General features: G+C 72.9%; 23 protein-coding genes. 7 read left to right on the top strand and 16 right to left on the bottom strand.

Annotated features, from left to right (window positions below; genetic code table 11):
- Window positions 1-100 precede the first annotated feature (100 nt).
- From ACFVWY_RS07055 to infC, 4 genes are all read right to left on the bottom strand, one after another.
- On the bottom strand, window positions 101-931 hold the full coding sequence (locus ACFVWY_RS07055; protein ID WP_389868096.1) for a TrmH family RNA methyltransferase: 831 nt from the start codon (window positions 929-931) through the stop codon (window positions 101-103).
- Between the two features lie 124 nt (window positions 932-1,055).
- On the bottom strand, window positions 1,056-1,439 hold the full coding sequence (gene rplT, locus ACFVWY_RS07050; RefSeq protein ID WP_072484442.1) for a 50S ribosomal protein L20: 384 nt from the start codon (window positions 1,437-1,439) through the stop codon (window positions 1,056-1,058).
- Between the two features lie 109 nt (window positions 1,440-1,548).
- Entirely contained in the window at window positions 1,549-1,743 is a 195-nt protein-coding gene (gene rpmI, locus ACFVWY_RS07045) for a 50S ribosomal protein L35 (RefSeq protein WP_018103793.1), read from the bottom strand.
- A 120-nt stretch (window positions 1,744-1,863) separates the two neighbouring features.
- Window positions 1,864-2,541, bottom strand: coding sequence for a translation initiation factor IF-3 (gene infC, locus ACFVWY_RS07040; protein WP_389868094.1), 678 nt, complete (start codon window positions 2,539-2,541; stop codon window positions 1,864-1,866).
- 343 nt (window positions 2,542-2,884) lie between these two features.
- Between infC and ACFVWY_RS07035 the strand changes: the two genes are divergently transcribed.
- A complete protein-coding gene (locus ACFVWY_RS07035; protein WP_352277548.1) occupies window positions 2,885-3,247 on the top strand; it encodes a DUF1844 domain-containing protein in 363 nt (120 codons plus the stop codon).
- 108 nt (window positions 3,248-3,355) lie between these two features.
- On the opposite strand, the gene ACFVWY_RS07030 is transcribed toward ACFVWY_RS07035, so the two are convergent.
- From ACFVWY_RS07030 to ACFVWY_RS07020, 3 genes are read right to left on the bottom strand one after another with little or no spacing between them, the layout of a single operon-like run.
- Entirely contained in the window at window positions 3,356-4,084 is a 729-nt protein-coding gene (locus ACFVWY_RS07030; protein WP_389868091.1) for an SseB family protein, read from the bottom strand.
- A gap of 53 nt (window positions 4,085-4,137) precedes the next feature.
- Entirely contained in the window at window positions 4,138-5,334 is a 1,197-nt protein-coding gene (gene mycP, locus ACFVWY_RS07025) for a type VII secretion-associated serine protease mycosin (RefSeq protein ID WP_389868089.1), read from the bottom strand.
- Window positions 5,331-6,182, bottom strand: coding sequence for a hypothetical protein (locus ACFVWY_RS07020; protein ID WP_389868088.1), 852 nt, complete (start codon window positions 6,180-6,182; stop codon window positions 5,331-5,333). The genes mycP and ACFVWY_RS07020 overlap by 4 nt, the downstream gene beginning before the upstream one ends.
- Before the next feature lie 551 nt (window positions 6,183-6,733).
- On the opposite strand from ACFVWY_RS07020, the gene ACFVWY_RS07015 reads away from it, so the two are divergent.
- Entirely contained in the window at window positions 6,734-7,936 is a 1,203-nt protein-coding gene (locus ACFVWY_RS07015; protein WP_389868086.1) for an amino acid deaminase/aldolase, read from the top strand.
- A gap of 16 nt (window positions 7,937-7,952) precedes the next feature.
- Here ACFVWY_RS07015 and ACFVWY_RS07010 read toward each other — a convergent pair whose 3' ends face one another.
- Window positions 7,953-8,915, bottom strand: coding sequence for a DUF2510 domain-containing protein (locus ACFVWY_RS07010; RefSeq protein ID WP_389868084.1), 963 nt, complete (start codon window positions 8,913-8,915; stop codon window positions 7,953-7,955).
- 194 nt (window positions 8,916-9,109) lie between these two features.
- Here ACFVWY_RS07010 and ACFVWY_RS07005 point away from each other — a divergent pair, with 194 nt between their 5' ends.
- Window positions 9,110-9,838 (top strand): FadR/GntR family transcriptional regulator, encoded by a 729-nt coding sequence (locus tag ACFVWY_RS07005; protein WP_389868082.1) that lies wholly within the window; start codon window positions 9,110-9,112, stop codon window positions 9,836-9,838.
- A 58-nt stretch (window positions 9,839-9,896) separates the two neighbouring features.
- Here ACFVWY_RS07005 and ACFVWY_RS07000 read toward each other — a convergent pair whose 3' ends face one another.
- On the bottom strand, window positions 9,897-10,853 hold the full coding sequence (locus ACFVWY_RS07000) for a phosphotransferase family protein (protein WP_389868080.1): 957 nt from the start codon (window positions 10,851-10,853) through the stop codon (window positions 9,897-9,899).
- 104 nt (window positions 10,854-10,957) lie between these two features.
- On the bottom strand, window positions 10,958-11,893 hold the full coding sequence (locus ACFVWY_RS06995) for a LysR family transcriptional regulator (RefSeq protein WP_389868078.1): 936 nt from the start codon (window positions 11,891-11,893) through the stop codon (window positions 10,958-10,960).
- A 71-nt stretch (window positions 11,894-11,964) separates the two neighbouring features.
- Between ACFVWY_RS06995 and ACFVWY_RS06990 the strand changes: the two genes are divergently transcribed.
- Window positions 11,965-13,116, top strand: coding sequence for a TDT family transporter (locus ACFVWY_RS06990; protein ID WP_389868076.1), 1,152 nt, complete (start codon window positions 11,965-11,967; stop codon window positions 13,114-13,116).
- Here the strand turns inward: ACFVWY_RS06990 and ACFVWY_RS06985 are convergent.
- From ACFVWY_RS06985 to ACFVWY_RS06970, 4 genes are all read right to left on the bottom strand, one after another.
- Window positions 13,055-13,759: a helical backbone metal receptor gene (locus tag ACFVWY_RS06985; protein WP_389868075.1), complete on the bottom strand. Its 705-nt coding sequence runs from the start codon at window positions 13,757-13,759 to the stop codon at window positions 13,055-13,057. The two genes, ACFVWY_RS06990 and ACFVWY_RS06985, sit on opposite strands and share 62 nt — an antisense overlap.
- A 10-nt stretch (window positions 13,760-13,769) precedes the next feature.
- Window positions 13,770-14,336 (bottom strand): helix-turn-helix domain-containing protein, encoded by a 567-nt coding sequence (locus ACFVWY_RS06980; RefSeq protein ID WP_389868073.1) that lies wholly within the window; start codon window positions 14,334-14,336, stop codon window positions 13,770-13,772.
- 182 nt (window positions 14,337-14,518) lie between these two features.
- On the bottom strand, window positions 14,519-17,155 hold the full coding sequence (locus tag ACFVWY_RS06975) for an ABC transporter permease/substrate binding protein (protein WP_389868071.1): 2,637 nt from the start codon (window positions 17,153-17,155) through the stop codon (window positions 14,519-14,521).
- The gene (locus ACFVWY_RS06970) at window positions 17,148-18,221 is read right to left on the bottom strand and encodes a glycine betaine/L-proline ABC transporter ATP-binding protein (protein ID WP_389868070.1); all 1,074 of its coding nucleotides are present in this window, start codon (window positions 18,219-18,221) and stop codon (window positions 17,148-17,150) included. The genes ACFVWY_RS06975 and ACFVWY_RS06970 overlap by 8 nt, the downstream gene beginning before the upstream one ends.
- Before the next feature lie 382 nt (window positions 18,222-18,603).
- Here ACFVWY_RS06970 and ACFVWY_RS06965 point away from each other — a divergent pair, with 382 nt between their 5' ends.
- The gene (locus tag ACFVWY_RS06965; protein WP_389868350.1) at window positions 18,604-19,512 is read left to right on the top strand and encodes a 5'-3' exonuclease H3TH domain-containing protein; all 909 of its coding nucleotides are present in this window, start codon (window positions 18,604-18,606) and stop codon (window positions 19,510-19,512) included.
- A gap of 46 nt (window positions 19,513-19,558) precedes the next feature.
- Window positions 19,559-20,401: a siderophore-interacting protein gene (locus ACFVWY_RS06960; protein WP_389868068.1), complete on the top strand. Its 843-nt coding sequence runs from the start codon at window positions 19,559-19,561 to the stop codon at window positions 20,399-20,401.
- A 90-nt stretch (window positions 20,402-20,491) separates the two neighbouring features.
- Here the strand turns inward: ACFVWY_RS06960 and ACFVWY_RS06955 are convergent, their stop codons facing one another.
- Entirely contained in the window at window positions 20,492-20,683 is a 192-nt protein-coding gene (locus ACFVWY_RS06955) for a hypothetical protein (protein ID WP_389868067.1), read from the bottom strand.
- 455 nt (window positions 20,684-21,138) lie between these two features.
- Between ACFVWY_RS06955 and ACFVWY_RS06950 the strand changes: the two genes are divergently transcribed.
- On the top strand, window positions 21,139-21,582 hold the full coding sequence (locus ACFVWY_RS06950; protein WP_389868065.1) for an SPW repeat protein: 444 nt from the start codon (window positions 21,139-21,141) through the stop codon (window positions 21,580-21,582).
- A 165-nt stretch (window positions 21,583-21,747) separates the two neighbouring features.
- Here the strand turns inward: ACFVWY_RS06950 and ACFVWY_RS06945 are convergent, their stop codons facing one another.
- On the bottom strand, window positions 21,748-24,582 hold the full coding sequence (locus ACFVWY_RS06945) for a DEAD/DEAH box helicase (RefSeq protein ID WP_389868064.1): 2,835 nt from the start codon (window positions 24,580-24,582) through the stop codon (window positions 21,748-21,750).
- Between the last annotated feature and the right edge of the window lie 7 nt (window positions 24,583-24,589).

Below are 24,589 nucleotides of genomic sequence, written 5' to 3'. Positions count from 1 at the left end.
CCGTACCCCACCTCTCGAACCAGTGCAGTGGGCCCCCGAGTCCGCCACCCTACTAGTCGTCGGTGACGGAGCGACACCCTGCGGTGGCGCAGGGCCGCGGTCAGCCCCGGCGCTGGGCACGGGCGGAGGCGTACAGGCAGACGGCCGCCGCCGTGGCGAGGTTGAGGCTCTCCGCCCTGCCGTGGATGGGCACCCGGACGACGGCGTCGGCCAGCGCCCGGGTCTCCTCCGGCAGGCCCCAGGCCTCGTTGCCGAAGACCCAGGCGGTCGGGCCGCCCATGGTCCCGGCGTCGAGCTCGTCGTCGAGGTCGTCCGCGCCCGCCCCGTCGGCGGCGAGGATGCGCACGCCCGCCTCCCGCAGTCCGCTCACGGCCTGCTCGACCGGCACGCCGACGGCTACCGGCAGGTGGAAGAGCGAACCGACCGAGGCCCGGACGGACTTGGGGTTGTAGAGGTCCACCGAGGCGTCGGTGAGCACCACGGCGTCGGCGCCCGCCGCGTCGGCGCAGCGCAGCACCGTACCGGCGTTGCCGGGGTCGCGTACGTGGGCGAGCACGGCGACGAGCTTCGGCCGCGCGGCGAGGATCGCCTCGAACGGGGAGTCCAGGAAGCGGCAGACGCCGATCAGGCCCTGCGGGGTGACGGTCTGCGAGACATCGGCCAGCACGGCGCTGTCGGCGAGGTGCACCCGGGCTCCGGCCGCGTGGGCGGCGGCGACGATGTCGGCATACCGTTCGGCCGCCTCGACCGTGGCGAACAGCTCGGTCAGGGTGGGCGCGCCGTCGCTGCCCCGGTGCCCGGCGGCCTCGCGCACGGCCTGCGGCCCCTCGGCGATGAACCGGCGCTCCTTGCCGCGGAAATTGCGCTTGGCCAGCCGCCGGGCGGCGATGACGCGCGGCGATCGCGGGGAGATCAGTTCGGGGGTGCCCATGGTCGGCGGCGGGCCTCTCTGCGTACGGAGGTGGCGGACGTGCGGAACGGGTCGTGCAACGCACCGGACCCGCAGACGGCGAGCGCCTGCGGGTCCGGCTCGGAAGGCTGGAGTGCTACCTGGATCAGGCGGCCTTCGGGGCGTTGACGTCGCTCGGGAGGGCCTTCTGGGCAACCTCGACGAGAGCGGCGAACGCGTTGCTGTCGTTGACCGCGAGCTCGGCCAGGATCTTGCGGTCCACCTCGATGTTGGCGGCCTTCAGACCCTGGATGAGGCGGTTGTACGTCATGCCGTTCTGGCGGGCAGCGGCGTTGATGCGCTGGATCCACAGCTGACGGAAGTCGCCCTTGCGCTTCTTGCGGTCGTTGTAGTTGTAGACGAGGGAGTGGGTGACCTGCTCCTTCGCCTTGCGGTACAGGCGGGAACGCTGACCCCGGTAACCGCTGGCCTGCTCGAGGATCGCCCGGCGCTTCTTGTGAGCGTTTACTGCCCGCTTGACGCGTGCCACTTGTTAACTCCTTGTAGCGGGGCCGTGGTTGGACTCACACGGCCCGGAAACGAATCGGTCCCGGTCTGGGTCGAATGCGCCGCCCGCGGATTCACCGCGGGCCGCGGACTCACTTGCCGAGAAGCTTCTTGACCTTCTTGGCGTCGGCCGGAGCCGCTACGACCGTGCCGGTCAGCGAGCGGGTCTTCTTGGACGACTTGTGCTCAAGAAGGTGGCGCTTGCCCGCGCGCTCGCGGAGCACCTTGCCGGAGCCGGTGATCTTGAAGCGCTTGCTGGCACCGCTGTGCGTCTTGTTCTTCGGCATCGCGCCGTTCTCTCCTCGTCAGTGGCGCCCCTCGCGGTGTGGGCACCGGACGGCAGGGGCGTCAGATCTTGATGGGACTCCCGGGGAAACCCGGGGCCGCCTGGATGGCGGCCCCTGAGGTCACGCCTCGGAAGGTGTCTCGGCCGGAGCCTCGGCAGGAGCCTCGGCGTCGGGGGTGGAACCCTGACGCTCCGCCTTGCGGGCGGCCTGGGCCTCGCGGGCCTCGGCCATGGCTTCGGTCTTCTTCTTGTGCGGGCCCAGAACCATGATCATGTTCCGGCCGTCCTGCTTCGGGTTGGACTCGATGAAGCCGAGTTCCTCCACGTCCGAAGCCAGACGCTGGAGCAGACGGAAGCCCAGCTCGGGGCGGGACTGCTCACGACCACGGAACATGATCGTGATCTTGACCTTGTCGCCCTGCTTGAGGAACCGGACGACGTGACCCTTCTTGGTGTCATAGTCGTGCGGGTCGATCTTCGGCCGGAGCTTCATCTCCTTGATGACCGTGTGCGCCTGGTTCTTGCGCGCCTCACGGGCCTTCATGGCCGACTCGTACTTGAACTTCCCGTAGTCCATGAGCTTGCACACGGGCGGACGGGCGGTCGCCGCCACCTCGACCAGGTCGAGGTCGTACTCCTGTGCGAGTTCCAGGGCCTTGGCAAGCGGAACAATCCCGACCTGCTCGCCGCTGGGACCGACAAGTCGCACCTCGGGAACGCGAATCCGGTCGTTGATGCGGGGCTCGGCGCTGATGGATCCTCCTCGGTAGCACCACGCGGCCGCCTGGCGGACAGCCACGTAACGTCTGTTTTCCTAAAACCAACCGCACCAGTGCAAGAAAAATGCCCCGGACGGGACACAGGCGGGGCTCCTGGAACAACCGGAACCACCGCGGTCAACCGCGGGGCACATCGGGCAGTCCCATCGTCCGTACGGAACGATGGCCACTGCCTGACCGGATGACCCGCCACCCCGGAGGGCGGTCAGGTGGGAGATCGGAGCCTCCACTTGTGGGCTGGGCACATAGCTGCACAGCCGGTCGTTACACAAGGTTAGCAGCTCCCCGGGGCAGGCGCTAACCAGGTGCCGTCCGCCGCTCCCGCGGACGGGGCGGCTCCGGTGTGGGCCTATCGTATGGCGCATGAGTGACGCGACCCCCAGCAGTGATTCCCCCGGCTTCGACGACATGGCCCGCGACATCGCGGAGGTGCCCGCGGTCGAGGTGATCGTGACGGTCGCGGTCAATCTGATGAGTGCCGCCGCCGTGAAGCTCGGGCTGACCGAGGACGGCGACCAGCACAAGGACCTCGACGAGGCCCGCAAGCTGGTGCACGCGCTGGCCGGGCTGCTGGACGCCAGCGCCACCGAGATCAGCTCCTTCCACGCGGCCCCGCTGCGGGACGGCCTGAAGTCGCTCCAGCTGGCCTTCCGCGAGGCCTCGCTGGTGCCGGACGAGCCCGGTCAGGGCCCCGGCGAGAAGTACACCGGCCCCGTCTTCGGCTGAGCCCGGCGCCCCGGTTCCCGTAGAAGCAGCAGAAGACGAGCCCCCTGCCCGGTCCGGGCAGGGGGCTCGCGCGTTCGGCGGGGTCCGCGCGTACGGGGGCTCGCGCGGTCAGCGGGTGAACAGGGGCTCGCCCGGTGCGGCGGCGTCGGCCGGGAGCAGGGCCAGGTCCAGTCCGCGCACCAGCCGGGCGCGCAGGGTCTCGTCGGCCGCCAGCCGTTCGGCGACCCTGCGGGCCGCCTCGGCGGGTTCGGCGCCGGGGGCGAGGACCAGGGCGAGGGTGCCGTCGGTCCGCCCGGGGCCGAGGTGGGCCCGGAGCACCGCGGGTTCGGCGGCGACCGCCTCGCGTACCGCCTCGGTGACGGCGGGGTCGTCCAGCGGGTCGGCGCTGGTGCGGCCCTCGGCGAGGGCCAGCAGCGCGGAGCCGGTCAGCTCGAAGGCGACCGGTCCGGCCATGTCGAGGACGACCGTGTCCGCCTTCTCGTGCGCGGCGGCCTGAAGCGCCTGGTGCAGGGGGACGGCGACGGGGCGTGCGCCCGGATCCCACAGGGCCAGCGCGTCGGTGGAGGTGAAGGCGGGCAGGGCCCGGCGGTCACCCGCCTGGAGCGTGGGGACGGCCATGTCACTGGTCTTCTCGCGACGCAGCCCGTTCTCGTCCTCCTCCACCTCCCCCAGTACGGCGACGACCGGGACCAGCAGCCGGGTGCCCTTGAGGGCTTCGAGTACCGGGCCCACGGCCGTGCGGTCCTCGGCCCAGGCCGCCAGGGCCTCGGTGAGTGCCGGGTCGGCCGAGCCGTCGTCGTCGGAGTATCCGGGGTCCGGAATGTTCTTCTGCGCCACAGGGCGAGCGTAGTACCTGGGCGTTTCCGCCCCGACAACAGGTCGGCGGCCCGTCAGCCCCGGGCGGCGGCCGGGCCGCGGCCCCTGCCCCGCCAGAGCATCACGGCGGCGGCCAGCAGGACCGCGCCGAGGCCGCCCGCACCGGCGGCGAGCCAGCCGGCCGGTCCGCCGTCCGGCGTACGGGCGGCCGGTCCCGGGCCGAAGTACCGCCGCTGGTAACCGGCCTCGGCGGATTCGGCGCGCGCCCCGGCGGGGCGGAGCGCGGCCCCGGCCTCGATCGCGGCGGCGGGGTCGACGATCCCGTAGCCCCGGGCGTCGTCGCGGCCGGAGGCGGGGGCGCTGCGGGCCGTGTCGGCGAGCAGCTTCTTGATCTGGGCGGGCGACAGTCCGGGGTGGGCGGCGCGGACCAGCGCGACGGCGCCCGAGACGAACGCGGCGGCGGCGGAGGTGCCCCACTCCACGTAGTACTGGCGGTCCGGCGAGGCGACGACGATATCGACCCCGGGGGCGCTGACGGTGGCGTACCAGCGGCGGGTGGAGAACGCGGCGTGGCTGCCATACCGGTCGACGGCGGCCACCGCGATCACGCCGGGGTAGGCGGCGGGGTACGAGATGTGGTCGCCCTTCTCGCCGCCGTTGCCCGCGGAGGCCACCACGACGGCCCCCTTGCGCAGCGCGTACTGGATGGCGGCGTCCTCGCCCGGTTCGGGATGGGCGGACCTGCTGTCGTCGCCGAGCGAGAGGTTGATGACGTCGGCGCCGTTGTCGGCGGCCCAGCGGATGCCGTCGGCGAGGGCCGTGCCGCGGGACTTGCGGGCCTTGGCACGGGCCGGGTCGGAGGCTTCGAGGATCACCCGGACAGGAAGGATCTTCGCCTCGGGGGCGATGCCGAGCACCCCGTCGTCACGCGCCGGACCGTGGCCGCGGGCCGCGATGATGCCCGCCATCGCCGTGCCGTGCCGGGCCCAGGCGCGGTCGCCGCGACGGGCGCCGAAGCCGATCATGTCCTTGCCGGGCAGGACCTGCCCGGTCAGATCGGGCAGCCCGCCGTCCACGCCGGTGTCGACGACGGCGACGGTGACGCCGCGGCCCTTGGTGGTACGCCAGGCCTGGTCGGTGTGGAGCGCGTCCAGGCCCCACTGCTGGTCGCGGATGGCGTCGGCACCAGCCGGGTGCGCGGGCAGCAGCGCGAGCGCGGTGGCGGCGCAGACCGCGCCCAGGGCGCGGTGGCGGCGGCTGCTGCGGCTCATTCCGGCTTCTCCATGAGGTCGGTGACGGTACGGCGCAGGCCGCGCTCGATCCGGTCGGCGATGCCCTTGGCCTCGTGGCCCAGACCGGCCTGGGCGGCGGCGGTCGTGGCGCCCTCGGTCATCGCCGCCGCGGCGGGCTGCGGGTCGGTGACGGTACGCCCGTCGGCGAAGCCGGACACCGCGAAGACGATCACGGGCACCTCGGTCAGCACATGCACCGACCAGCTGGCCCGCTGCCGGTCGCCGAATCCGGCCGCGGCCGTGCCCTTGACCGGATGGGCACGGGGCATCAGGTCGGTGCGCCGGTCCAGGCGCTGCTCGGCGAAGCGGGCGCTCAGGGACTTCATCGCGGCCGCGTCGCCCTCGGTGAAGATCACCCCGACGGTGGTGACGCTGCTGGTGGTGGCGTCGGCGTAGGTGGCCCGGAGCAGCCGCTCGCAGCCGACCGGGCCAAGGGCCCGTGCCAGCAGCGGGTCCAGGGCCGGTCGGCAGCCGCCGTCCGGGGCGACGGCCAGGCGCGTCCAGATCCGGTCGGCGCCGCCGGGGCCCGCCCCGTCGCCGCGCAGCGTACGGGGGAAGAGGGTGTCCACCGGGACGCTGTGCCAGGCGGAGCGGCCCACGGCGTAGGTGCCGCGCGCGTCGTCGGCGGAGGAGTCGCTGGTGAGCCAGGCGCCGGTGGCCGCGCCGCCGATCAGCCCGAGACCGAGCACCACGCAGACGGCGGCGGCTGCCGTCCGGACGGGGTGGCGGGTACGGACCGGGCGCAGCCGGGTGGTGGTCTCGGCGGGCGTCTCGGGGCGCGGCGCGGGAAAGGGCCGCGGGTACACGTACGGGCCGGGCTGCGGCACGGTTCCCGGGGGCGGGGTCAGATCGACCGCTCCGACGGGTCTGCGCCGGGTCGGCGGGGGCGGCTGCCCGGGGACCGGCGGAGCATCGGGGGCGGGCGGGACGGCCGGGGCGGCCGGGACCGGGTGGACCGCCCGGAGCTGGGCCGTGGTCTCCGCGGGCGTCGCGGCAGGCGGGATGCCGGCACGCGCTGGGGCGGGCGGGGCCCCGGGAGAGGGCGGGTCCGCGGGGACCGCGGACGGGAGGGCGGGAGCGGAAAGGGGCACGGGGGCGGGCGGAGCCGCAGGGACCGCGGACGGGGGCGCGGGGGAGGCGGCGGGCGGGGGCGTGGGGCGGGGCGGGACAGGAGCGCGCTGCGCCTCGGTACTCATCCGTCTCCCTGGTCCCATTCCGTACCGTGCGCGGATCGACGTCGCAGGCAGGCCCGTTGGTTGCCGCGTTCCGTCACTCTACGGGGTGGGACCGCCCCTGCGGGAGCCGGTCGTCCGACCCCTGACGTTCTGTGCGGAACATCCCCCTACCCAGCGGTACGGTCGTCTGGCAAGCTGCGGCCATGACTGCCCGTGCCGCTGACCGGACCCGCTACAACCGGGCCACCGCCCATCTGGACGCCCCGATCGCCGTGGTCGATCTCGACGCGTTCGACACCAACGCCGACGACCTGGTCCGCCGGGCGGGCGGGAAACCGATCCGGGTGGCGAGCAAGTCGGTGCGCTGCCGGGCGCTGCTGGAACGGGTGCTGGCCCGGCCCGGTTTCGCCGGGATCATGTCGTTCACGCTGGCCGAGTCGCTGTGGCTGGCGCGGGCCGGTTTCGAGGACGTGCTGCTGGCCTATCCGACGGCCGACCGGGCCGCGCTCGGAGAGCTGGCCGCCGATCCGAAGCTGGCCGCCGCGGTGACGGTGATGGTCGACGACCACGCGCAGCTGGAACTCATCGACGCGGCGCGGGCGGGCGGCCATGAGGAGATCCGGGTCTGCCTGGAGCTGGACACCTCGCTCCAGCTCCTCGGCGGCCGGGTCCGGATCGGCGCCCTGCGCTCCCCGCTGCGCTCCCCCGCCCAGCTGGCGGAGCTGGCGCGCTCGGTGGTGCGGCGGCCCGGCTTCCGGCTGGTGGGACTCATGGCGTACGAGGGGCACATCGCCGGGGTCGGGGACGCGGTCGCGGGCCGGCCTCTGCGGTCCCGGGCGGTGCGGCTGATGCAGGCCGCGGGGCGCAGGGAGCTGGCCGTGCGGCGGGCCGAGGTGGTGCGCGCGGTCCGGGCGGTGGCGCCGGACCTGGAGTTCGTGAACGGTGGTGGCACCGGCAGCGTGCAGCACACGGCGGCCGAGCGGGCGGTGACCGAGATCGCCGCCGGGTCGGGGCTCTACGTACCGCGGCTGTTCGACAACTACACGTCGTTCACGGCCCGTCCGGCGGCGCTGTTCGCGCATCCGGTGGTGCGCCGCCCGGGGGTGGGGACGGTCACCGTCCTGGGCGGCGGCTACCCGGCATCCGGGCCCGCGGGACCGGACCGGCTGCCCGTGCCGTATCTGCCCGAGGGGCTGCGCTACGACCCGCAGGAGGGGCCGGGCGAGGTGCAGACCCCGCTGCTGGGCGCCGCGGCCGACGACCTGCTGATCGGCGACAAGGTGTGGTTCCGGCACGCGAAGGCCGGTGAGATGTGCGAGCGCTTCGACGAGCTGCAGCTCGTCGAGGGCGACCGGGTGACCGCGACCGTGCCGACGTACCGGGGCGAGGGCCGCACGTTCCTGTGAGCCGGGCGGACCGGTTTCAGGGGGCGATCGAGCTGCCCACGCCGCCGGTCGCCGTGCTGTCGCCGACCGGCCGGATCGCCTTGGTGACGGTGTCCATGAGCGAGAGCGGGGGCCCGTCCGGGCCCGCGTCGAAGGCGTACCGCACGATGATCAGCGCTTCGGTGCCGACGGTGGAGGGGAAGACCAGCGACTGCACGTAGCCGCCGGGCCCCTGGGCCGTCCGCACCCGCCAGCGCACCTGGTACCCGGCGCGTCCGGCGACGGCCACGGGTGCGGAGTCGAGCTGCTGGTGGGAGACGATTCCGCCGTGGGTGCGGTCACCGACGATGCTCTCCTCGTAGGCCCCGTCGGCGGCGGTGACGATATCGCTCTTGGCGAGCTTCTCGGCGGAGGTGGTGCCCGTGGCGTTCGCCGTGCGGCTGGTCACCGTGCCGTGGTAGCAGGTGCGCGAGGGACTGCTGGGGCAGTCGTAGGAACCGACGGTACGCATGGTGGGGACCTGCTCGACGGTCCGGTCGGGCTTCTCCCAGCCGCTGGGGATCGGCAGGGTGATGCCGTTGAGCTGGTCGACGAGGACCTTCGGGTCCGCCTCGGCCGGTGAGCCGGCGGGCGACGGCGCGGTGGTGGCGCTCGGGGGTACGGAGGCGCTGGGCGCGGCCCCGGACGCCGGGCCGTCCCCGTCCCCGTCCCGGCCCAGCAGGACGGCTCCGGTGACGGCGGCGCCGACGACGAGCAGCCCGGCCGCGGCGAGCGCGAGCGTACGGGTGCCGTGGGCCCGTAAGGCCGGGGCGGGGGCCGGTACGGGCGGGCCGAAGCCCTGGTGCGCGGGTGCGGCCGGGGCGGCTGGGGCAGCTGCGACTGCCGGGGCTGCCGGGGCTGCCGGGCGGAGGTGAGCGGTCCACGCCGTGCCGTCCCACCAGCGCTCGCTGCCCGGTGCCGCGGCGTCCGGGTACCAGCCGGGCGGTGTCATGTCGCTCATGCGCCCACTCTAGGGTTCGCTGACCGGCCCGATCAGGCCGTTCGCGGCTTGTCCGAAAGGTCCGCCGAGGGGTGCCGGGGCTACCCGGGGAGGCTCCGCGCCCGACCGGCCGGAAGTTTATGGTGTGAAGGTCAACCATTGGTGGTCGACCACTGATCTGACGGTCGGCCATGCGACCGGGAGGGGAACGGGGTGTGACCGGGGACAGCGAGTTCGTCGACCGCCTGACGCCCGTGCTGCGGCCCGTCCGGGCGGGGAACGGCTTCGAGGAGGCGCTGGAGCAGATCCTCCAGGTGATCCGGCTGGGGCTGGTGCCGGGCGGTGGCCGGCTCCCGGCCGAGCGGGACCTCTCCGAGCTGCTGGGGATCAGCCGGGTCACCCTGCGCGAGGTGCTGAAAGTGCTTCAGGACCAGGGGCTGGTGGAGAGCAGGCGCGGCCGGTACGGCGGCACGTTCGTCCGGCCGCGCGCCGACAGCCCCGGCGAGGAGGAGCTGCGCCGGAGGGTGGCGGCGGTCGACATCGAGGACGTGCTCCGCTTCCGCGAAGTGCTGGAGGCCGGGGCGGCCGAGCTGTGCGCGGCACAGAGGCTCACCGGCCGGGACGCCGAGCGGCTGCGGGCGGCTCTGGCGGCGACGCACGAGGCGCCCCTCCCGGACTACCGCAGGCGCGACACCCTGTTCCACCTGACCCTGGCCGAGCTCGCCGGTTCCGCGTCGCTGGCCGCGCAGTACGCCGCCGTCCGGGCCGCCCTGAACGACCTGCTCGACTGCATCCCGCTGCTGGTGCGCAACCTGGAGCACTCGCAGCACCAGCACACCGGCCTCGTCGAGGCGGTCCTCGCGGGGGACGGGGAGACGGCACGCGCGGTGACCCGCGAGCACTGCGCGGGCACCGCGGCGCTGCTGCGCGGATTCCTCACCTGACGGGGGAGGCGTCCAGGAGACCGTAAAGGTCCATGGGCACACCATTGCGGGAGCCGGTTCAGGCCGCCGGGTGCCCCAGCCGTCCGCGCAGCCAGCGCAGCGCCGCCGTGCCCTGGGCCTGCTGGAAGGCCCGCAGCGTCGGCAGTCCGGGCGGGGCGGGGAGGCGCGCGTCGGAGAGGAAGTAGCCGGTCAGCGCGGCGAGCACCGCGGTCACGCCCGCCGGGTCGGCGCCGCGCCCCAGCGGGTGGGCGGTGAAGACGGCCTCCGGGTCGGGGCCGCCCTGCGCCGCCACGGACGGCAGCATCATGAGCAGGTCGAACCAGGGGGCGGCCCGCACCGCGTGGGGCCAGTCGACGAAGAACACCCGGTCGTCCGTGAGCAGGATGTTGTCCGCCCGCAGATCGCTGTGGGCCAGGCAGTCCCCGGAGGCCGGTGCCGCCCAGCCCGCCTCCAGGTCCGCGAGCAGACCGAGATGGCGCGCGGCCCACGGGTCGAGCCCGTCCGTGTCCCCGCCAGCCAGCAGGGTCCGCCAGCCGCTGAACATGGCGGCCTTGCGGTCGGCCACGGCGGGCGCGTCGGCCGGTGCCGGGGTCAGGGACGCGGCCAGCTCGCCGACCGCCGCCAGGACCCGGCTCAGCTCGGCGGTATCCCAGGGGACGCGGGGCTGACGGCCGTCGATGTCCTGGAGCACCAGGGCGACCCGGACGCCGTCGTCGTACGAGCCGAGCAGCCGGGGCGCCGGGGTGCCGGGCGGGAGGGCCGCGGTGTGCCGGGCCTCGGTGCGGTGCAGGCGCGGGCTGTCGGGGTTGGTCTCGGCGCTCACCGCCTTGATGAACGCGCGGCGCCCGTCCGCGAGCCGGACCCGGGCGGCGACGCCGGGTGAGAAGCCGCCGCTCTGGCTGTCCGCCTCGACGACCGGGGCGCCGAGGATGTCCTCGACGGCCCGGCGGAAGGGGGCGGGCAGCCCGGACCAGGGGTGGCGTACGCCGGAGGCGGGGGGCGCGATCATGTCCATCGGGGCATCCTTCACCAGCGGATCGCGCCTTCGCCAGTTCTTTCACCCGGACGCGTCCGGCGCCGCCGCGCATCGGTACGTGGCGCGGCGGGGCACGCCCCCGGTCAGTACGCGGCCCGGCTGTCCCGGCCGGTCAGGGCGAGCAGGTCGCGGGCCGGTCCCGCCGGGCGGTGGCCGGAGGGCCAGACGGCGCGCAGCTGGCGGCGCAGGCGTACCCCGGCGAGGGGGACCTTGACCAGGCGGCGGGCGGAGAGCTCCTCGCCGAGCGCGAGTTCACTCAGGACGCAGGGTCCGGCACCGCTCTGCGCCGCGCCCTTCACCGCGGTCGTGGAGGAGAGTTCGAGCAGCGGCTGGGCGAGGCCGCCATGCGCGGCGAGCGCCGCGTCCAGGACCTGGCGGGTGCCGGAGCCCTGCTCGCGCAGGACCAGCGGGGTCGCGGCCAGTTCCCGCGGGGTGAGGGGGGTGCGGCGGCGGGCCCAGGCGTGGGACGGGGCGACCACGACGACGAGGCGGTCGTGGGCGATGACCGTGCCGTCCAGCCCTTCCGGCACGGTGAGCCCCTCGACGAATCCGAGGTCGGCCTCGCCGGTCAGCAGCCGGGTGGCGACCACCGCGGAGTTCCCCGCGAGCAGCGAGACCGCCGTGTCCGGGCGTTCGGCGCGCAGCGCTATCAGCCAGCCGGGCAGCAGGTATTCGGCGATGGTCATGGAGGCGGCGACCCGGAGCCGGGAGTCGCGCCGGTCGCGCAGCGCCTGGGCGCCCGCGTCGAAGGCCTCGGCGGCCTCGACGATCCGGCGGGCCCAGTCGGTGACCAGGGCGCCCGCGTCGGTGAGCCGGGAGCCGCGCGGCGAGCGGTCCAGCAGGGCCACGCCGAGCTGGCGCTCCATGGACCGGATGCGGCTGCTGGCGGCGGGCTGGCTGACGCCGATGTCCCGGGCCGCCCTCCCCAGGCTGCCGTGCCGGGCGACGGCGAGCAGGAGTTCCAGCGCGCCCAGGTCGGGCACCCGGTGGGAGAGCGGGGCAGCCGCGTCGCCAGTCATAAGTTCACTTTATGACCTCATAGACACGGGATGTCTGGTGGGGCGGCGACTCGTGCCGGGAAAATCATGGCATGGCCATCTTTCCGCAGACCTCGCACTCCCCCGCACCGGATCCGGCCGCCGAACGGCTGCCCTCCCTGCGGTATCTCGGCCCCAACTGGTACGCGGCCGTCATGGGCACCTCGATCGTCGCCAGTGCCGGTGTCGCGCTGCCCGTGCACATCGCGGGTCTGCGGACGGCCTGCACGGTGGTGTGGGGGCTCGCGGTGATCGCGCTCGCCGTGGTGCTGGTGGCCCGTACCGGACACTGGGCCGCCCACCGCGACCAGGCCCGCAGCCATCTGCTCGACCCGGCCGTCGCGCCGTTCTACGGCTGTCTGGCGATGGCGCTGCTGGCGGTCGGCGGCTCGACGATGGTGGTCGGACAGGACGTCATCGGGCACGACGCGGCCGTCGCGGTGGACGTGGTGCTGTACACGGCGGGCACGCTGACCGGGCTGGCCGCCGCCGTGGCCGTCCCCTATCTGATGGTCGCGCGCCACCGGATCGAGCCCGGCACCGCGTCGCCGGTGTGGCTGCTGCCGCTGGTGGCCCCGATGGTCTCCGCGGCCCTGGGGCCGTTGCTGGTGCCGGAGCTGCCGGCCGGTCAGTGGCGGGAGGCGATGCTGCTGGCCTGCTACGCGATGTTCGGGCTGAGCCTGCTGGCGACGCTGGTGATGCTGCCGCTGATCTTCGCCCGGCTGGTCCACCAGGGGCCGCTGCCGCTCATGCTGACGCCCACGCTCTTCCTGGTCCTCGGCCCGCTGGGACAGTCGACGACCGCGGTCAACCAGCTTGCCGACGTGGCGCCGGGCGCGATCGGGGCCCCCTACGCCGAGGGTCTGAAGGTGTTCGGCGTGCTCTACGGGGTACCGGTGATGGGCTTCGCGCTGCTGTGGCTGGCGCTGGCCGTCGCGCTGGTGGTGCGCGCCGCGCGGAACGGGATGACGTTCGGCATGACGTGGTGGGGCTTCACCTTCCCGGTCGGTACGTGTGTCACGGGCGCCGCCGGTCTGGCCCGGCACACCGGTCTCACCGCGCTCACCTGGCTGGCCGTCGCGCTGTACGTGCTGCTGGTGGCGGCGTGGGCGGTGGCCGCGGTGCGGACGCTGCGCGGGCTGTTCAGCGGAGCGCTGCTCGCAGCGCCGCAGGCGCCCGCACCAGTGACGGTCCGTACCACGTGAGGTACCGCCCGTCGACGAGAGCGGCGGGCAGCGCGGGGAAGGCGTCGGGCCCGTCGTCCGCGGTGAAGCGGTACGGCTCGTCGGGCAGCACCACCAGGTCGGCGCCCGCCGCGTTGAGCTCGGCGAGCGGGACGCGGGGGTAGCGCTCGGCGTGGTCCGCGTAGACGTTGCGGACACCGAGCCGGGCCAGCAGGTCCCCGGCGAAGGTGTCGCGGCCCAGGACCATCCAGGGGCGGCGCCAGACCGGCACCACCGCGGGGCGCGGTGCCCGGGGCGCGGGCAGGGCCGCCCAGGCCGCTTCGGCCTCGTCCAGCCAGCGCGGCCGGGGCAGGCCGCAGGCGGCCAGGACGCGCTCCAGCTCCGCGAGGGCCTGGTCGAGGGTGCGGATCCCGGTGACCAGCACGCGCGTACCGGCGGACCGGAGCGCGGCGAGGTCGTCCGGGCGGTTCTCCTCCTCGTTGGCGACGACCAGGTCGGGCCGGAGCGCGAGCACGGCGGCGACATCGGGATTCTTCGTCCCGCCGATCCGGGCGGCGGTGAGGCCGGCCGGGCGGGTGCACCAGTCGGTGGCGCCGACGAGCAGGCCGGGGGCGGTGACCGCGACGGCCTCGGTGAGCGAGGGGACCAGGGAGACGACGCGCACGGCGGCCCTCTCAGCGGCGTGAGTCGTAGGTGGCGTCGATGTGCTCGGCGACCGCGACGACCAGCAGGCGCGTGCCGGGCACCGTGGCCCGCCAGCGGTGCCGCACCCCGCCGGACAGGAAGAGGGTGTCGCCCTCCTCCAGCCGGTACGCCTGCCCCTCGGCCTCCACCTCGGCGGCGCCCCGCACCACGTACATCACCTCGTCGTTGCGGTGCTGGAACTCGCGCCCGAGATCGATCTCGCCGGTGAACTCCAGGGCGCTGAGCTGGTGGCGCCCGCGCACCACCCGGCGCACCCCGTCGACTCCGCCCGCGCGCACGTCGGCTCCGCCCGCGCGTACGACGTCGACGGCGCGCGCGGAGTCGGCGGCCGCCCTCAGCCGTGCCGTGGTGGTCTCCAGGGCCTCGGCGACCCGGTCCAGGGACCGGGCGCTGGGCCGGGCCCGCTCGTTCTCGATCTGGCTGAGGAACGGCACGGACAGGCCGCTGCGGTCGGCGACCACGGCCAGTGTGAGCCCCAGGGTCCTGCGTCTGCGGCGGACCGCGGCGCCCACGCGGAGTGCTTCCTTGTCGTCCATGTCCGGCTCCCTCCCGACTCGCCATCCTCCCGGGTGACGGCGGTTTACGCACACGGTTGCGTAAGGTCGGCCGCCCGGTGCACGCCCGGGAGCCCGAAAGTCCGGAAAAAGGGGGTGGGCACCGCCGACGGCGGTGCCCACCCCTCTTCCGGCGGTCCGGTCCCCCGGTACCGTGCGGCGTCCTACCGCGGAGCCATGGTGTCCGCGATGCCCGGGTTCTTCTCCATCCAGGCCTTCACGGCTTCTTCCTCGTGGCCCGCGCCGCGCTTCTGGATCTGGTTCTCCAGCCCGGCGAGCTGTCCCTCGCTCAGCTTGAAGTCCTTGAACCACTTCGTGAGCTGCGGGTAGTGCTTCGGGAAGTCCTTGGAGGCGATGGTGTGCAGCCGGTCGCCGTTGCCGAAGGCCTTCTCGGGGTCCGCCAGCTTGGTCATGCCGTACTCGCTGTACGCCCAGTGCGGGGTCCAGAGCAGCACCGCGATGGGCTCCTTCTTGGCGTACGCGCGCTTCAGCTCGGCCAGCATGCCGGGCGTCGAGGCGTCGAGGACCTTGTACTCCTTGTCCAGGCCGTAGGCCGGCAGGACGTTCTTCTTGAGGTTCTCCATCGTGGCGGTGCCGGGCTCGATGCCGATGATCCGGCCCTTGAACCGCTCCGCCTTGCCCTTGAGGTCGGCGAGGGTCCTGACGTCCTTCACGTAGGAGGGCACCGCGACCTCGATGGACGTGGGGCCGTACCAGGAGCCGAGATCGCTCAGCTTCGATCCGTACTTCTCCCAGTAGTTCTTCTGGGTGTACGGCAGCCAGCCGTCGAACTGCACGTCGATCTGACCGCGCGACATCGCGGTGTACATCGGGCCGACCTCGAACTGCTTGAGGTTGACCGTGTAACCGCGCTCCTCCAGGACCGCCTTCCACAGGTACGTGGCGGCGATGTCCTCCTCCCAGGGGAACCAGGCCATCTCGACGGCGCGGTCCCGCTCGTCCTTGCCGTTCGCGGCCTTGGCGGGGCCCGACGCGGCGACGGGGGTCCACTTGTCGGCGACACCCGGGTTGTCCTTCAGCCAGGTGCGGACCGCTTCCTGCTCCTTGCCGGAGCCGGACTTCTGGATCTGCGCCTCAAGACCGGTGAGCTGGTCCTCGGTCATCTTGAAGTTCTTGAGCCAGCCGCCGACCTCGGGGTTGTCGGCGGTGAAGCCCTTGCGGGCCAGGGTGTGGATGCCGTCGCCCTTGCCCCAGAGGTTCTTGGGGTCCTTGAGCTTGGTCAGCTCGAACTGGTTGTACGCCCAGTGCGGCGACCAGAGCGGAACGACGATCGGCTCCTTCTTGGCGTACGCGCGCTTCAGCTCGGCCAGCATCGACGGAGTGGAGCCGTCGATGACCTTGTACTCCTTGTCCAGGCCGTAGCCCGGCATGATCTTGTCCTTGAGCAGGCCCATCTCACCGGCGCTCGGCTCGATGCCGACGATCCGGTTCTTGAACTGCCCGCCCTTGCCCTTGAGGTCGTCCAGGGTCGTGACGTCCTTCAGGTACGCCGGGACGGCCAGCTCCAGCGAGGTGGGGCCGTACCAGGAGCCCATGTCCTCCAGGCGGTCCTGGTACTTCTTCCAGTAGCTGGCGTGGGTGACCGGGAGCCAGGAGTCGGTCTCGAAGTCGATCTGGCCGTTGGCCATGCCGGTGTAGAGCGCACCGGCCTCGTACTGCTTGACCTCGACCTCGAAGCCGCGCCGCTCCAGCATCTCCTTCCAGAGGAACGTGGAGGCGATGCCCTCGTCCCACGGGATGTAGCCCATGCTGATCTTCTTGCCCGCACCGATCGCGGCGTCGCCCGCGGTGTTCGCGGACTTGTCCGTGCCCGAGGAGCCGAAGACGCCCAGCGCGCCCGCGACGAGCGCGAGGATCACGACACCGCAGACGGCGACGACGGGCTGCGGGCGGTGGTTCCAGATCTTGAGGCCGCCGGCCATGGCCTGCGTCCTGGCGAGCGCGCGGCGGGCCAGCGGGGAGACCTCGCGGCCGAGCGCGCTGGTCATCCGGTCCAGGTACATCGCCACGATGACGATGGAGATGCCCGCCTCGAAGCCGAGGCCGACGTCCACGTTGCCGATGGCGCGGTAGACGGCGCCGCCGAGGCCGCCGCCGCCGACCATGCCCGCGATGACCACCATGGACAGGCCCAGCATGATGACCTGGTTGATACCGGCCATGATCGTGGGCAGGGCGAGCGGCAGCTGGACCCGGAGCAGGGTGTTGCGACGGGTGGTGCCGAACGCCTCGGCCGCCTCGACCAGCTCGCCGTCGACCTGCCGGATGCCCAGCTCGGTCATCCGGACGCCCGGGGGCAGCGAGAAGATGATGGTGGCGATGATGCCGGGCACCACGCCGACACCGAAGAAGATCACGCCAGGGATCAGATAGACCATGGCGGGCATGGTCTGCATGAAGTCCAGGACCGGCCGGGTGACCGCGCTGACCGCCTTGGAGCGGGACGCCCAGATGCCCAGGGGCACGGAGAGCGCCAGCGCGATGATGGTGGCGACGAGCACCAGGGTGACGGTGTCCATCGCCTCGTCCCACAGCTCGACGGAGTCGATGAGGGCGAAGCCGACGAAGGCGAGCACACCGGCGAGCAGGCCGCGCAGCCACCAGGCGACGACGGCGACGATGCCCGCGAAGAGCAGCGGTGCGGGGGCGGAGAGCACGGCGGCTATGCCGTCGAACATGCCGCTGACGACGGAGCTGATCGCGTCGAAGAGCCAGGCCAGGTGGCGCTGGAGCCAGTCGACGGCGGAGTCGACCCAGTCGCCGAGGTGGAGCCTAAACACTGGCCACCTTCTTCGTGACGACGGCGTCGGCCGCGACGTCCCGCGGGGCTTCGACGGGGGTCATCGGCTCACCGAGGACGGCGAGCAGCCGGGCGGGCGGGACGACGCCGACGAGCTTGCCCTTGGCATCGGTGACGGCGACCGCCGCCCCGCTCTGCGAACAGGGCGTGAAGAGCTCGATGATCGGGGTGGACTCGCTGACGGTGGCCGGGGCGGCCTCGATCACGTCGGCGGGGGTACGCAGCTCGGCGGCGCCGTCCGTGCCACGGCCCATGACGGTGTGCGGCTCGGCCATGATGGCGCCCGCGGTCAGCACCCGGGTCCGGTCGACGTCCTGGGTGAAGGAGGCGACGTAGTCGTTGGCCGGGGTGACGAGGATGTCCTCGGCGGTGCCGAGCTGGACGATCCGCCCGTCGCGCATGACGGCGATCCGGTCGCCGAGGCGCATAGCCTCGTTGAGGTCGTGGGTGATGAAGACGATGGTCTTCTTCAGCCGCTTCTGGAGTTCGAGGAGCTGGTCCTGCATGTCGCGGCGGATCAGCGGGTCGAGCGCGCTGAAGGACTCGTCCATCAGCAGCAGGTCGGCGTCGGTGGCCAGGGCGCGGGCCAGGCCCACGCGCTGCTGCATGCCGCCGGACAGCTCGTCGGGCCAGGACTTCTCCCAGCCGGCCAGGCCGGTCAGCTCCAGTGCCTCGGCGGCGCGCTTCTCCCGCTCGGCACGCGGTACGCCCTGGACCTCAAGGCCGTACGCGGCGTTCTCCAGCACGCTGCGGTGGGGGAAGAGCGCGAAGTGCTGGAAGACCATGCTGATCTTGGAGGAGCGGACGTGACGCAGTTCCGCGGGGCTCAGGGCGGTCAGGTCCTGGCCGTCGAACAGCACGCGTCCGGCCGTGGGCTCCAGAAGTCCGTTGAGCATGCGCAGCAACGTGGACTTGCCGGACCCGGACAGACCCATCACGACGAAGATCTGTCCCGGCTCCACGGTGAACGAGGCGTCGATCACCGCTGCGGTCGTTCCGTCGGCGCGCAGCTCGTCGCGGTCCGTGCCGCTCTCGAGCTTCTGCACGGCTTGATCGGGTCGTCTGCCGAACACTTTGTACAAGTGCTCAGCTTGCAGCCTGGACACATACACCTCGCGGGTTGAACCGAAAACGGTCTGCCACCCCCTCCGGCAGACCGTGGAGCGGCGCGGATTCGGTCCGCATGGCACGTGCACTGGTTGAAACCGGTACGTGTTCCGCTCCGGCTGCGCGCCTGCCCTCGCTTACACCGGGCAAACACAAGAGTGACCCAGGTCACACATGAACCAGCGGTGGACGTCCCGCGCCGTCCGGGCCCCGCCCCCGGGACGGCCAGCCCGCACGCCGGGGCCGGGGCGCGCGAGGGCCGTGTACGCGAGGGCCGGTGTCAGAGGCGTGCGGCATCATCGGGATGTGACCCGACGCCTGATGCTCCTCGACACCGCCTCCCTCTACTACCGCGCCTATTTCGGCGTGCCCGACTCGGTGCGCGCGCCGGACGGGACGCCGGTCAACGCCGTGCGCGGACTGCTCGACTTCATCGCCCGCCTGGTCCAGGACCACCGGCCGGACGACCTGGTGGCCTGCATGGACGCGGACTGGCGCCCGCACTGGCGGGTCGAGCTGATCCCCTCGTACAAGGCTCACCGGGTCGCCGCGGAGACCCCCGAGGGCCTGCCGGACGAGGAGGAGACACCGGACACCCTGGCCCCGCAGGTACCCGTCATCGAGGACGTGCTGGACGCGCTCGGCATCGCCCGGGTCGGCGTCGCCGGGTACGAGGCGGACGACGTGATCGGCACGCTCACCAGGCGCGCCAGCGGCCCGGTGGACATCGTCACCGGCGACCGCGACCTCTATCAGCTGGTCGACGACGCACGCGGAGTGCGGGTGCTCTACCCGATCAAGGGTGTCGGCTCGCTCCAGCTGACGGACGAGGCATGGCTGCGGGAGAAGTACGGGGTGGACGGCGCCGGATACGTCGATCTGGCCCTGCTGCGCGGCGACCCGAGCGACGGACTGCCGGGCGTACCCGGCATCGGTGAGAAGACCGCGGCGAAGCTGCTGGACGCCTTCGGCGACCTGGCCGGGATCATGGCCGCCGTCGACGACCCGGCATCCCGGCTGACGCCCTCACAGCGCAGACGGCTCGACGAGGCGCGGGACTACGTGGCGGTCGCCCCCGCAGTGGTCCGGGTCGCCCACGACGTACCACTGCCGGAGTTCGACCCCGCGCTGCCCGCCGCCCCGCGCGACCCCGCGGCCCTTGAGGCCCTGGCGAAGCGGTGGGGGCTGGGCGGCGCCCTTCAGCGCCTGCTCTCCACATTGCCCGGCTGAGATGTTAGCTTAGGCAAGCCTAAGCAATCGGAGCAGGGAGAACCTCGTGGCAGAACGACCGGCGCGGCAGGCACCCACGGCACGGGGGGCCGAGGTGGTGCGCACCGAGCAGATCACGCCGCACATGGTGCGCGTGGTGCTCGGCGGTGAGGGCCTCGCCGGTTTCGGGCTCTCCGGGTACACCGACCACTACATCAAGCTCTGCTTCGCCCCCGAGGGCGCCGACTACGCGCACCCCTTCGACATGGCCCGCATCCGCGAGGAGCAGCCGCGCGAGCTGTGGCCCACGACCCGTACGTACACGGTGCGGTCCTGGGATCCGGTGGCGCGCGAGCTGTCGATCGACTTCGTGGTCCACGGCGACGAGGGCCTGGCCGGGCCCTGGGCGATGCGGGCGGTCCCGGGCGAGCGGGTGACGTTCTTGGGGCCTGGCGGGGGTTACGGCCCCGACGCGTCGGCGGACTGGCACCTCCTGGCGGGCGACGAGAGCGCGCTGCCCGCCATCGCGGCGGCCCTGGAGCAGATGCCCGCCGACGCGGTGGTGCACGCGTTCGTCGAGGTGGCGGATGCCGCGGAGGAGCAGAAGATCGTGACGCCGGACGGTGTCGGGGTGACCTGGCTGCACCGCGGCACGCGCCCGGTCGGCGAGGCGCTGGTCGACGCGGTGAAGGGGCTCGAGTTCCCGGCGGGCGAGGTCCGGGCGTTCATCCACGGCGAGGCGGGCTTCGTGAGGGAGATCCGCCGTCACCTGCGGCTGGACCGCGGGGTGCCGCTCCCCCAGCTGTCCATCTCCGGCTACTGGCGGCTCGGCCAGAACGACGACGCCTGGCGCTCGGTGAAGCGCGAGTGGAACGCACAGGTGGAGCGCGAGCAGGAGTACGCCGCGTAGCACCGGATCAGCCCTGTGCTTCCCGGCCGGCGGCCGGGACGCACGCGCACCCGGAGTCCTTCGCCGCCCCTGCGCGTCCCACGCGCCGCATCATCCCTCCGCGCCCGGCTCCCGCCCCTCTTCGCGGCCCGGACCGGCGCCCTCGCTCCCGTGTCCCGGCCCGCGACCGTCCTCACCGCCGGTGCCGCCGTAGCCGCGCGTCGAGGCGTCCGCGTGCGCGAGCCGCCGTAGCGCGCTGAACATCGCCTCCCCCGGCACCGTGCCCACCACCACGCGCTCCACCAGGTCCTCGCGGTGGTGGTCGGGCTGTCGGCCGCGCGACCGACTGGGCGGCGGCCGCGTACGCGTCGAGCAGGTCGACGAACCCGCCGTGCCCGGCCCGACAGCCCGACAGCCCGACCACCACCGCGAGGACCAGCAGGGCTCCCCCGCGACCGAGCACCGCCCCCGGTCCGGCCCCGCACGCAGCGCCGGACGGCCCGCCCCCTCTCCCAGCCGACTGGACCGATGTCCGAGTCCGGCCGGACCGCACTCGGCTGCCCGGCCCCGCTCGTCCGCCTGGCCGAGGCACGGGGCCGCTTCGCACGCGCACGGGGCCTGGACCGAGCCGCGCTTCCCTCCGTTCCCCTCACGCCTCGAACCGGCACATAAGCGTGGAATAAGCGCAGAATGGCCTTGCGGGCCGCTCACCGCAGAGAAAGGGCGACCCGATCCGCAGGAGGGAAGGAGACGACCTCATGTCGAACATCTCGCACACCGGCCATGACATGGCCACCCACCCCGATGTCTCCGAGATGCGGGACCGCTACGCCCGCATGCTCGGTGGCCGGGACGTGGCCCTGGTGGACGCACCGGTGTTCCTGGTCGGCCTGTACTGCGCCATCTCGCCGTGGGTACTGCACTTCACGGCGAGTCAGCCCGCCCTCACGACCCACAACCTGATCATGGGTATCGCGATCGCCGCGCTGGGCCTCGGGTTCACCGTCATGCCGGAGCGCATGTACGGCCTGAGCTGGGCCATCTGCGTCATGGGCGCCTGGACCATCCTGGCCACATGGATCGTCGGCAGCGGCCCCGGCATCGGCATCGTCATCAGCAACATCATCGTCGGCGGTCTGACCGTGCTGCTCGGACTGGTCTGCGTCGGCGTGGCCCTGAAGAGCGGAAAGCATCCCGACTGAGAGGGCGGAGACACTACTGGGGAAGGAGCGAGGAGCCGCCGGAAAGGATCGTGCCCGAACGCGGCGTCCTCGGAGTGCGGCGCCCCCGGACCGAGGTCCGGGGGCGCCGTGGGCACGTCCGACAGGCCGGGCGGAACCGCGACCGGCCAGGGCTGGCCCCGGGCCTCAGCCGACCGAGCTGTAGGCCACGACCCCCCGCAACACCGCGTCCACCGCCTTGTGGGCGCTCCGCGCCACGGAACTCCCGTCCTTCGGAGCGGCGGCCGCGATCTGCCCCAGCACGTCGATCACCTGCTTGCACCACCGCACGAAGTCCCCGGCCGGCATCTCCGCCTCGCTCAGCACCTCGTCCAGCGTCCGCCCCGACGCCCACATGTAGACCGCCCAGGCGAAGCCGAGATCGGGCTCACGCTGCCCGACGCCCTCCGCCTGGTTGATCTTGAAGTCCTCCTCCAGGGCGTCGAGCCGCCCCCAGATCCGGACCATCTCGCCCATCGCTGTCTTCGCGGGTCCGGCGGGCAGCTTCGGCGCCACGGCGTCGTCGGCCTGCCGTGCCTCGTACACCAGCGCCGAGACGCACGCCGCGAGTTCGGCGGGGTTCAGCCCCTCCCAGACGCCCGCCCGCAGGCATTCGCTCGCCAGCAGGTCCAGTTCGCCGTAGAGACGGGCCAGACGGCGTCCGTGCTCGGTGACCTCGTCGTGCCGCAGGTAGTCGAGCTCGGTGAGCAGCGCGACGATCCGGTCGAAGGTGCGGGCGATGGTGTTGGTCCGGCCCTCGATCCGCCGCTCCAGCTGCCGGGTGTCACGCTTCAGGCGGTGATAGCGCTCGGCCCAGCGGGCGTGGTCCTCGCGCTCGTCGCACCCGTGGCAGGGGTGGGCACGCAGCTCGGCGCGGTAGCGGGCGATCTCCCGGTCATCGGCAGCCGCGGACCGCCCCTTGCGGTGCCGGTCGGGCACTATATGCCCGGCCTTGGTCCGCAGCGCGGAGGCCAGGTCGCGGCGCGACTGCGGGGAGCGCGGATTGAACGACTTCGGCACCCGCATCCGCTCCACCGCCTCCACCGGAACCGGGAAGTCGATCGAGGCGAGCCGCTTGACCTGGCGCTCGGCCGTGAGCACCAGCGGCCGCGGCCCGTCGTGGTACTCGAAGCCGCGGTGACCGTGCGCGTTGGTCCGGCCGGCGGGAAGCCCGGGGTCGAGGACCAGGGCGAGTCCGGCGAACTTGCCGGTGGGCACATGGATGATGTCACCGGGCTTCAGCTTCTCCAGCGACGCCGCGGCGGCGGCCCGCCGCTGTGACGCGCCCTGCTTGGCCAGCTCGGTCTCCCGGTCCTTGAGCTCGCGGCGCAGCCGCGCGTACTCCTCGAAGTCCCCGAGGTGGCAGGTCATGCCCTCCCGATACCCCTCCAGGCCCTCCTCGTTCTTCTGGACCTGCCGGGAGATGCCGACCACCGACCGGTCGGCCTGGAACTGCGCGAAGGAGGTCTCCAGCAGCTCGCGCGAACGGTGCCGGCCGAACTGGTGCACCAGATTCACGGCCATGTTGTAGGACGGCCGGAAGCTGGAGCGCAGCGGGTAGGTACGCGTACCGGCGAGCCCGGCCAGTGCGCCCGGGTCCATCCCGCGCTGCCACAGCACCACGGCGTGGCCTTCGACGTCGATGCCGCGCCGCCCGGCCCGCCCGGTGAGCTGGGTGTACTCGCCGGGAGTGATGTCGGCGTGCTGCTCGCCGTTCCACTTGACGAGCTTCTCCAGCACCACGGAGCGCGCGGGCATGTTGATGCCGAGAGCGAGGGTCTCGGTGGCGAAGACCGCCTTGACCAGCCCGCGTACGAACAGCTCCTCGACAACCTCCTTGAAGGTCGGCAGCATGCCCGCGTGGTGGGCGGCGATGCCCCGCTCCAGCCCTTCGAGCCACTCGTAGTACCCGAGGACGTGGAGGTCCTCGCCGGGGATGGACGCGGTCCTCTCCTCGACGATCTCCCGGACCAGGCGCCGCTTGTCCTCGTCGTTGAGCCGCAGACCGGCGTGCAGGCACTGCTGTACGGCGGCCTCGCACCCGGCCCGGCTGAAGATGAACGTGATGGCGGGGAGCAGCCCTTCGGCATCCAGCCGGTCGATGACCTCGGGCCGGGACGGTGTCCAGATCCGGCTGCGCTGGCGGCGCTCGCGCTCCCGGTCGGCCTCGCGGACCATCTTGCCGCGGCGGCGCTCGCGCGGGTTGTAACCGCGCTGGTTCTCCATCCGGGCGAGGCGGACCAGGTCAGGGTTGACCTCGCGGCGGCCTGCCCCGCGGCCCCCGTGGTCGGTCTCCTCCTCGAAGAGGTCGTACATCCGGCGGCCCGCCAGCACGTGCTGCCAGAGCGGCACGGGGCGGTGCTCGGAGACGATGACCTGGGTGTCCCCGCGGACGGTGTCCAGCCAGTCGCCGAACTCCTCGGCGTTGGAGACGGTCGCCGACAGCGACACCAGCGTCACGGAATCCGGGAGGTGGATGATCACTTCCTCCCAGACGGCGCCGCGGAACCGGTCCGAGAGGTAGTGCACCTCGTCCATCACCACGTAGCCCAGGCCCCGCAGCGCCTGCGAGCCCGCGTACAGCATGTTGCGCAGCACCTCGGTGGTCATGACGACCACCGGGGCATCGGCGTTGACGCTGTTGTCACCGGTCAGCAGGCCGACCCGCTCCGGTCCGTAGCGTTTGACCAGATCGGCGAACTTCTGGTTGGACAGGGCTTTGATCGGCGTGGTGTAGAAGCACTTGCGGCCCTGCTCCAGGGCGAGGTGCACGGCGAATTCGCCGACGATCGTCTTGCCCGAGCCGGTCGGGGCCGCGACGAGCACCCCCTTGCCTGCTTCCAGGGCCTCGCAGGCCTCGATCTGGTAGGGGTCCAGATCGAATTCGTACAGCTCGCGGAAGGGCGCGAGTGCGGTGGCCAGCTCGGCTGCACGCGCCCGAGAAGCCTGGTATCGCTCGGCTGGTGAGAGGTCCTCTGTCATCTTGCAT

Source organism: Streptomyces sp. NPDC058195 (genome assembly GCF_042883525.1).
Taxonomy (GTDB): Bacteria; Actinomycetota; Actinomycetes; order Streptomycetales; family Streptomycetaceae; genus Streptomyces.
Note: the sequence above shows the minus strand (reverse complement) of the source record. Positions and strands in the feature narration are given on the sequence as shown.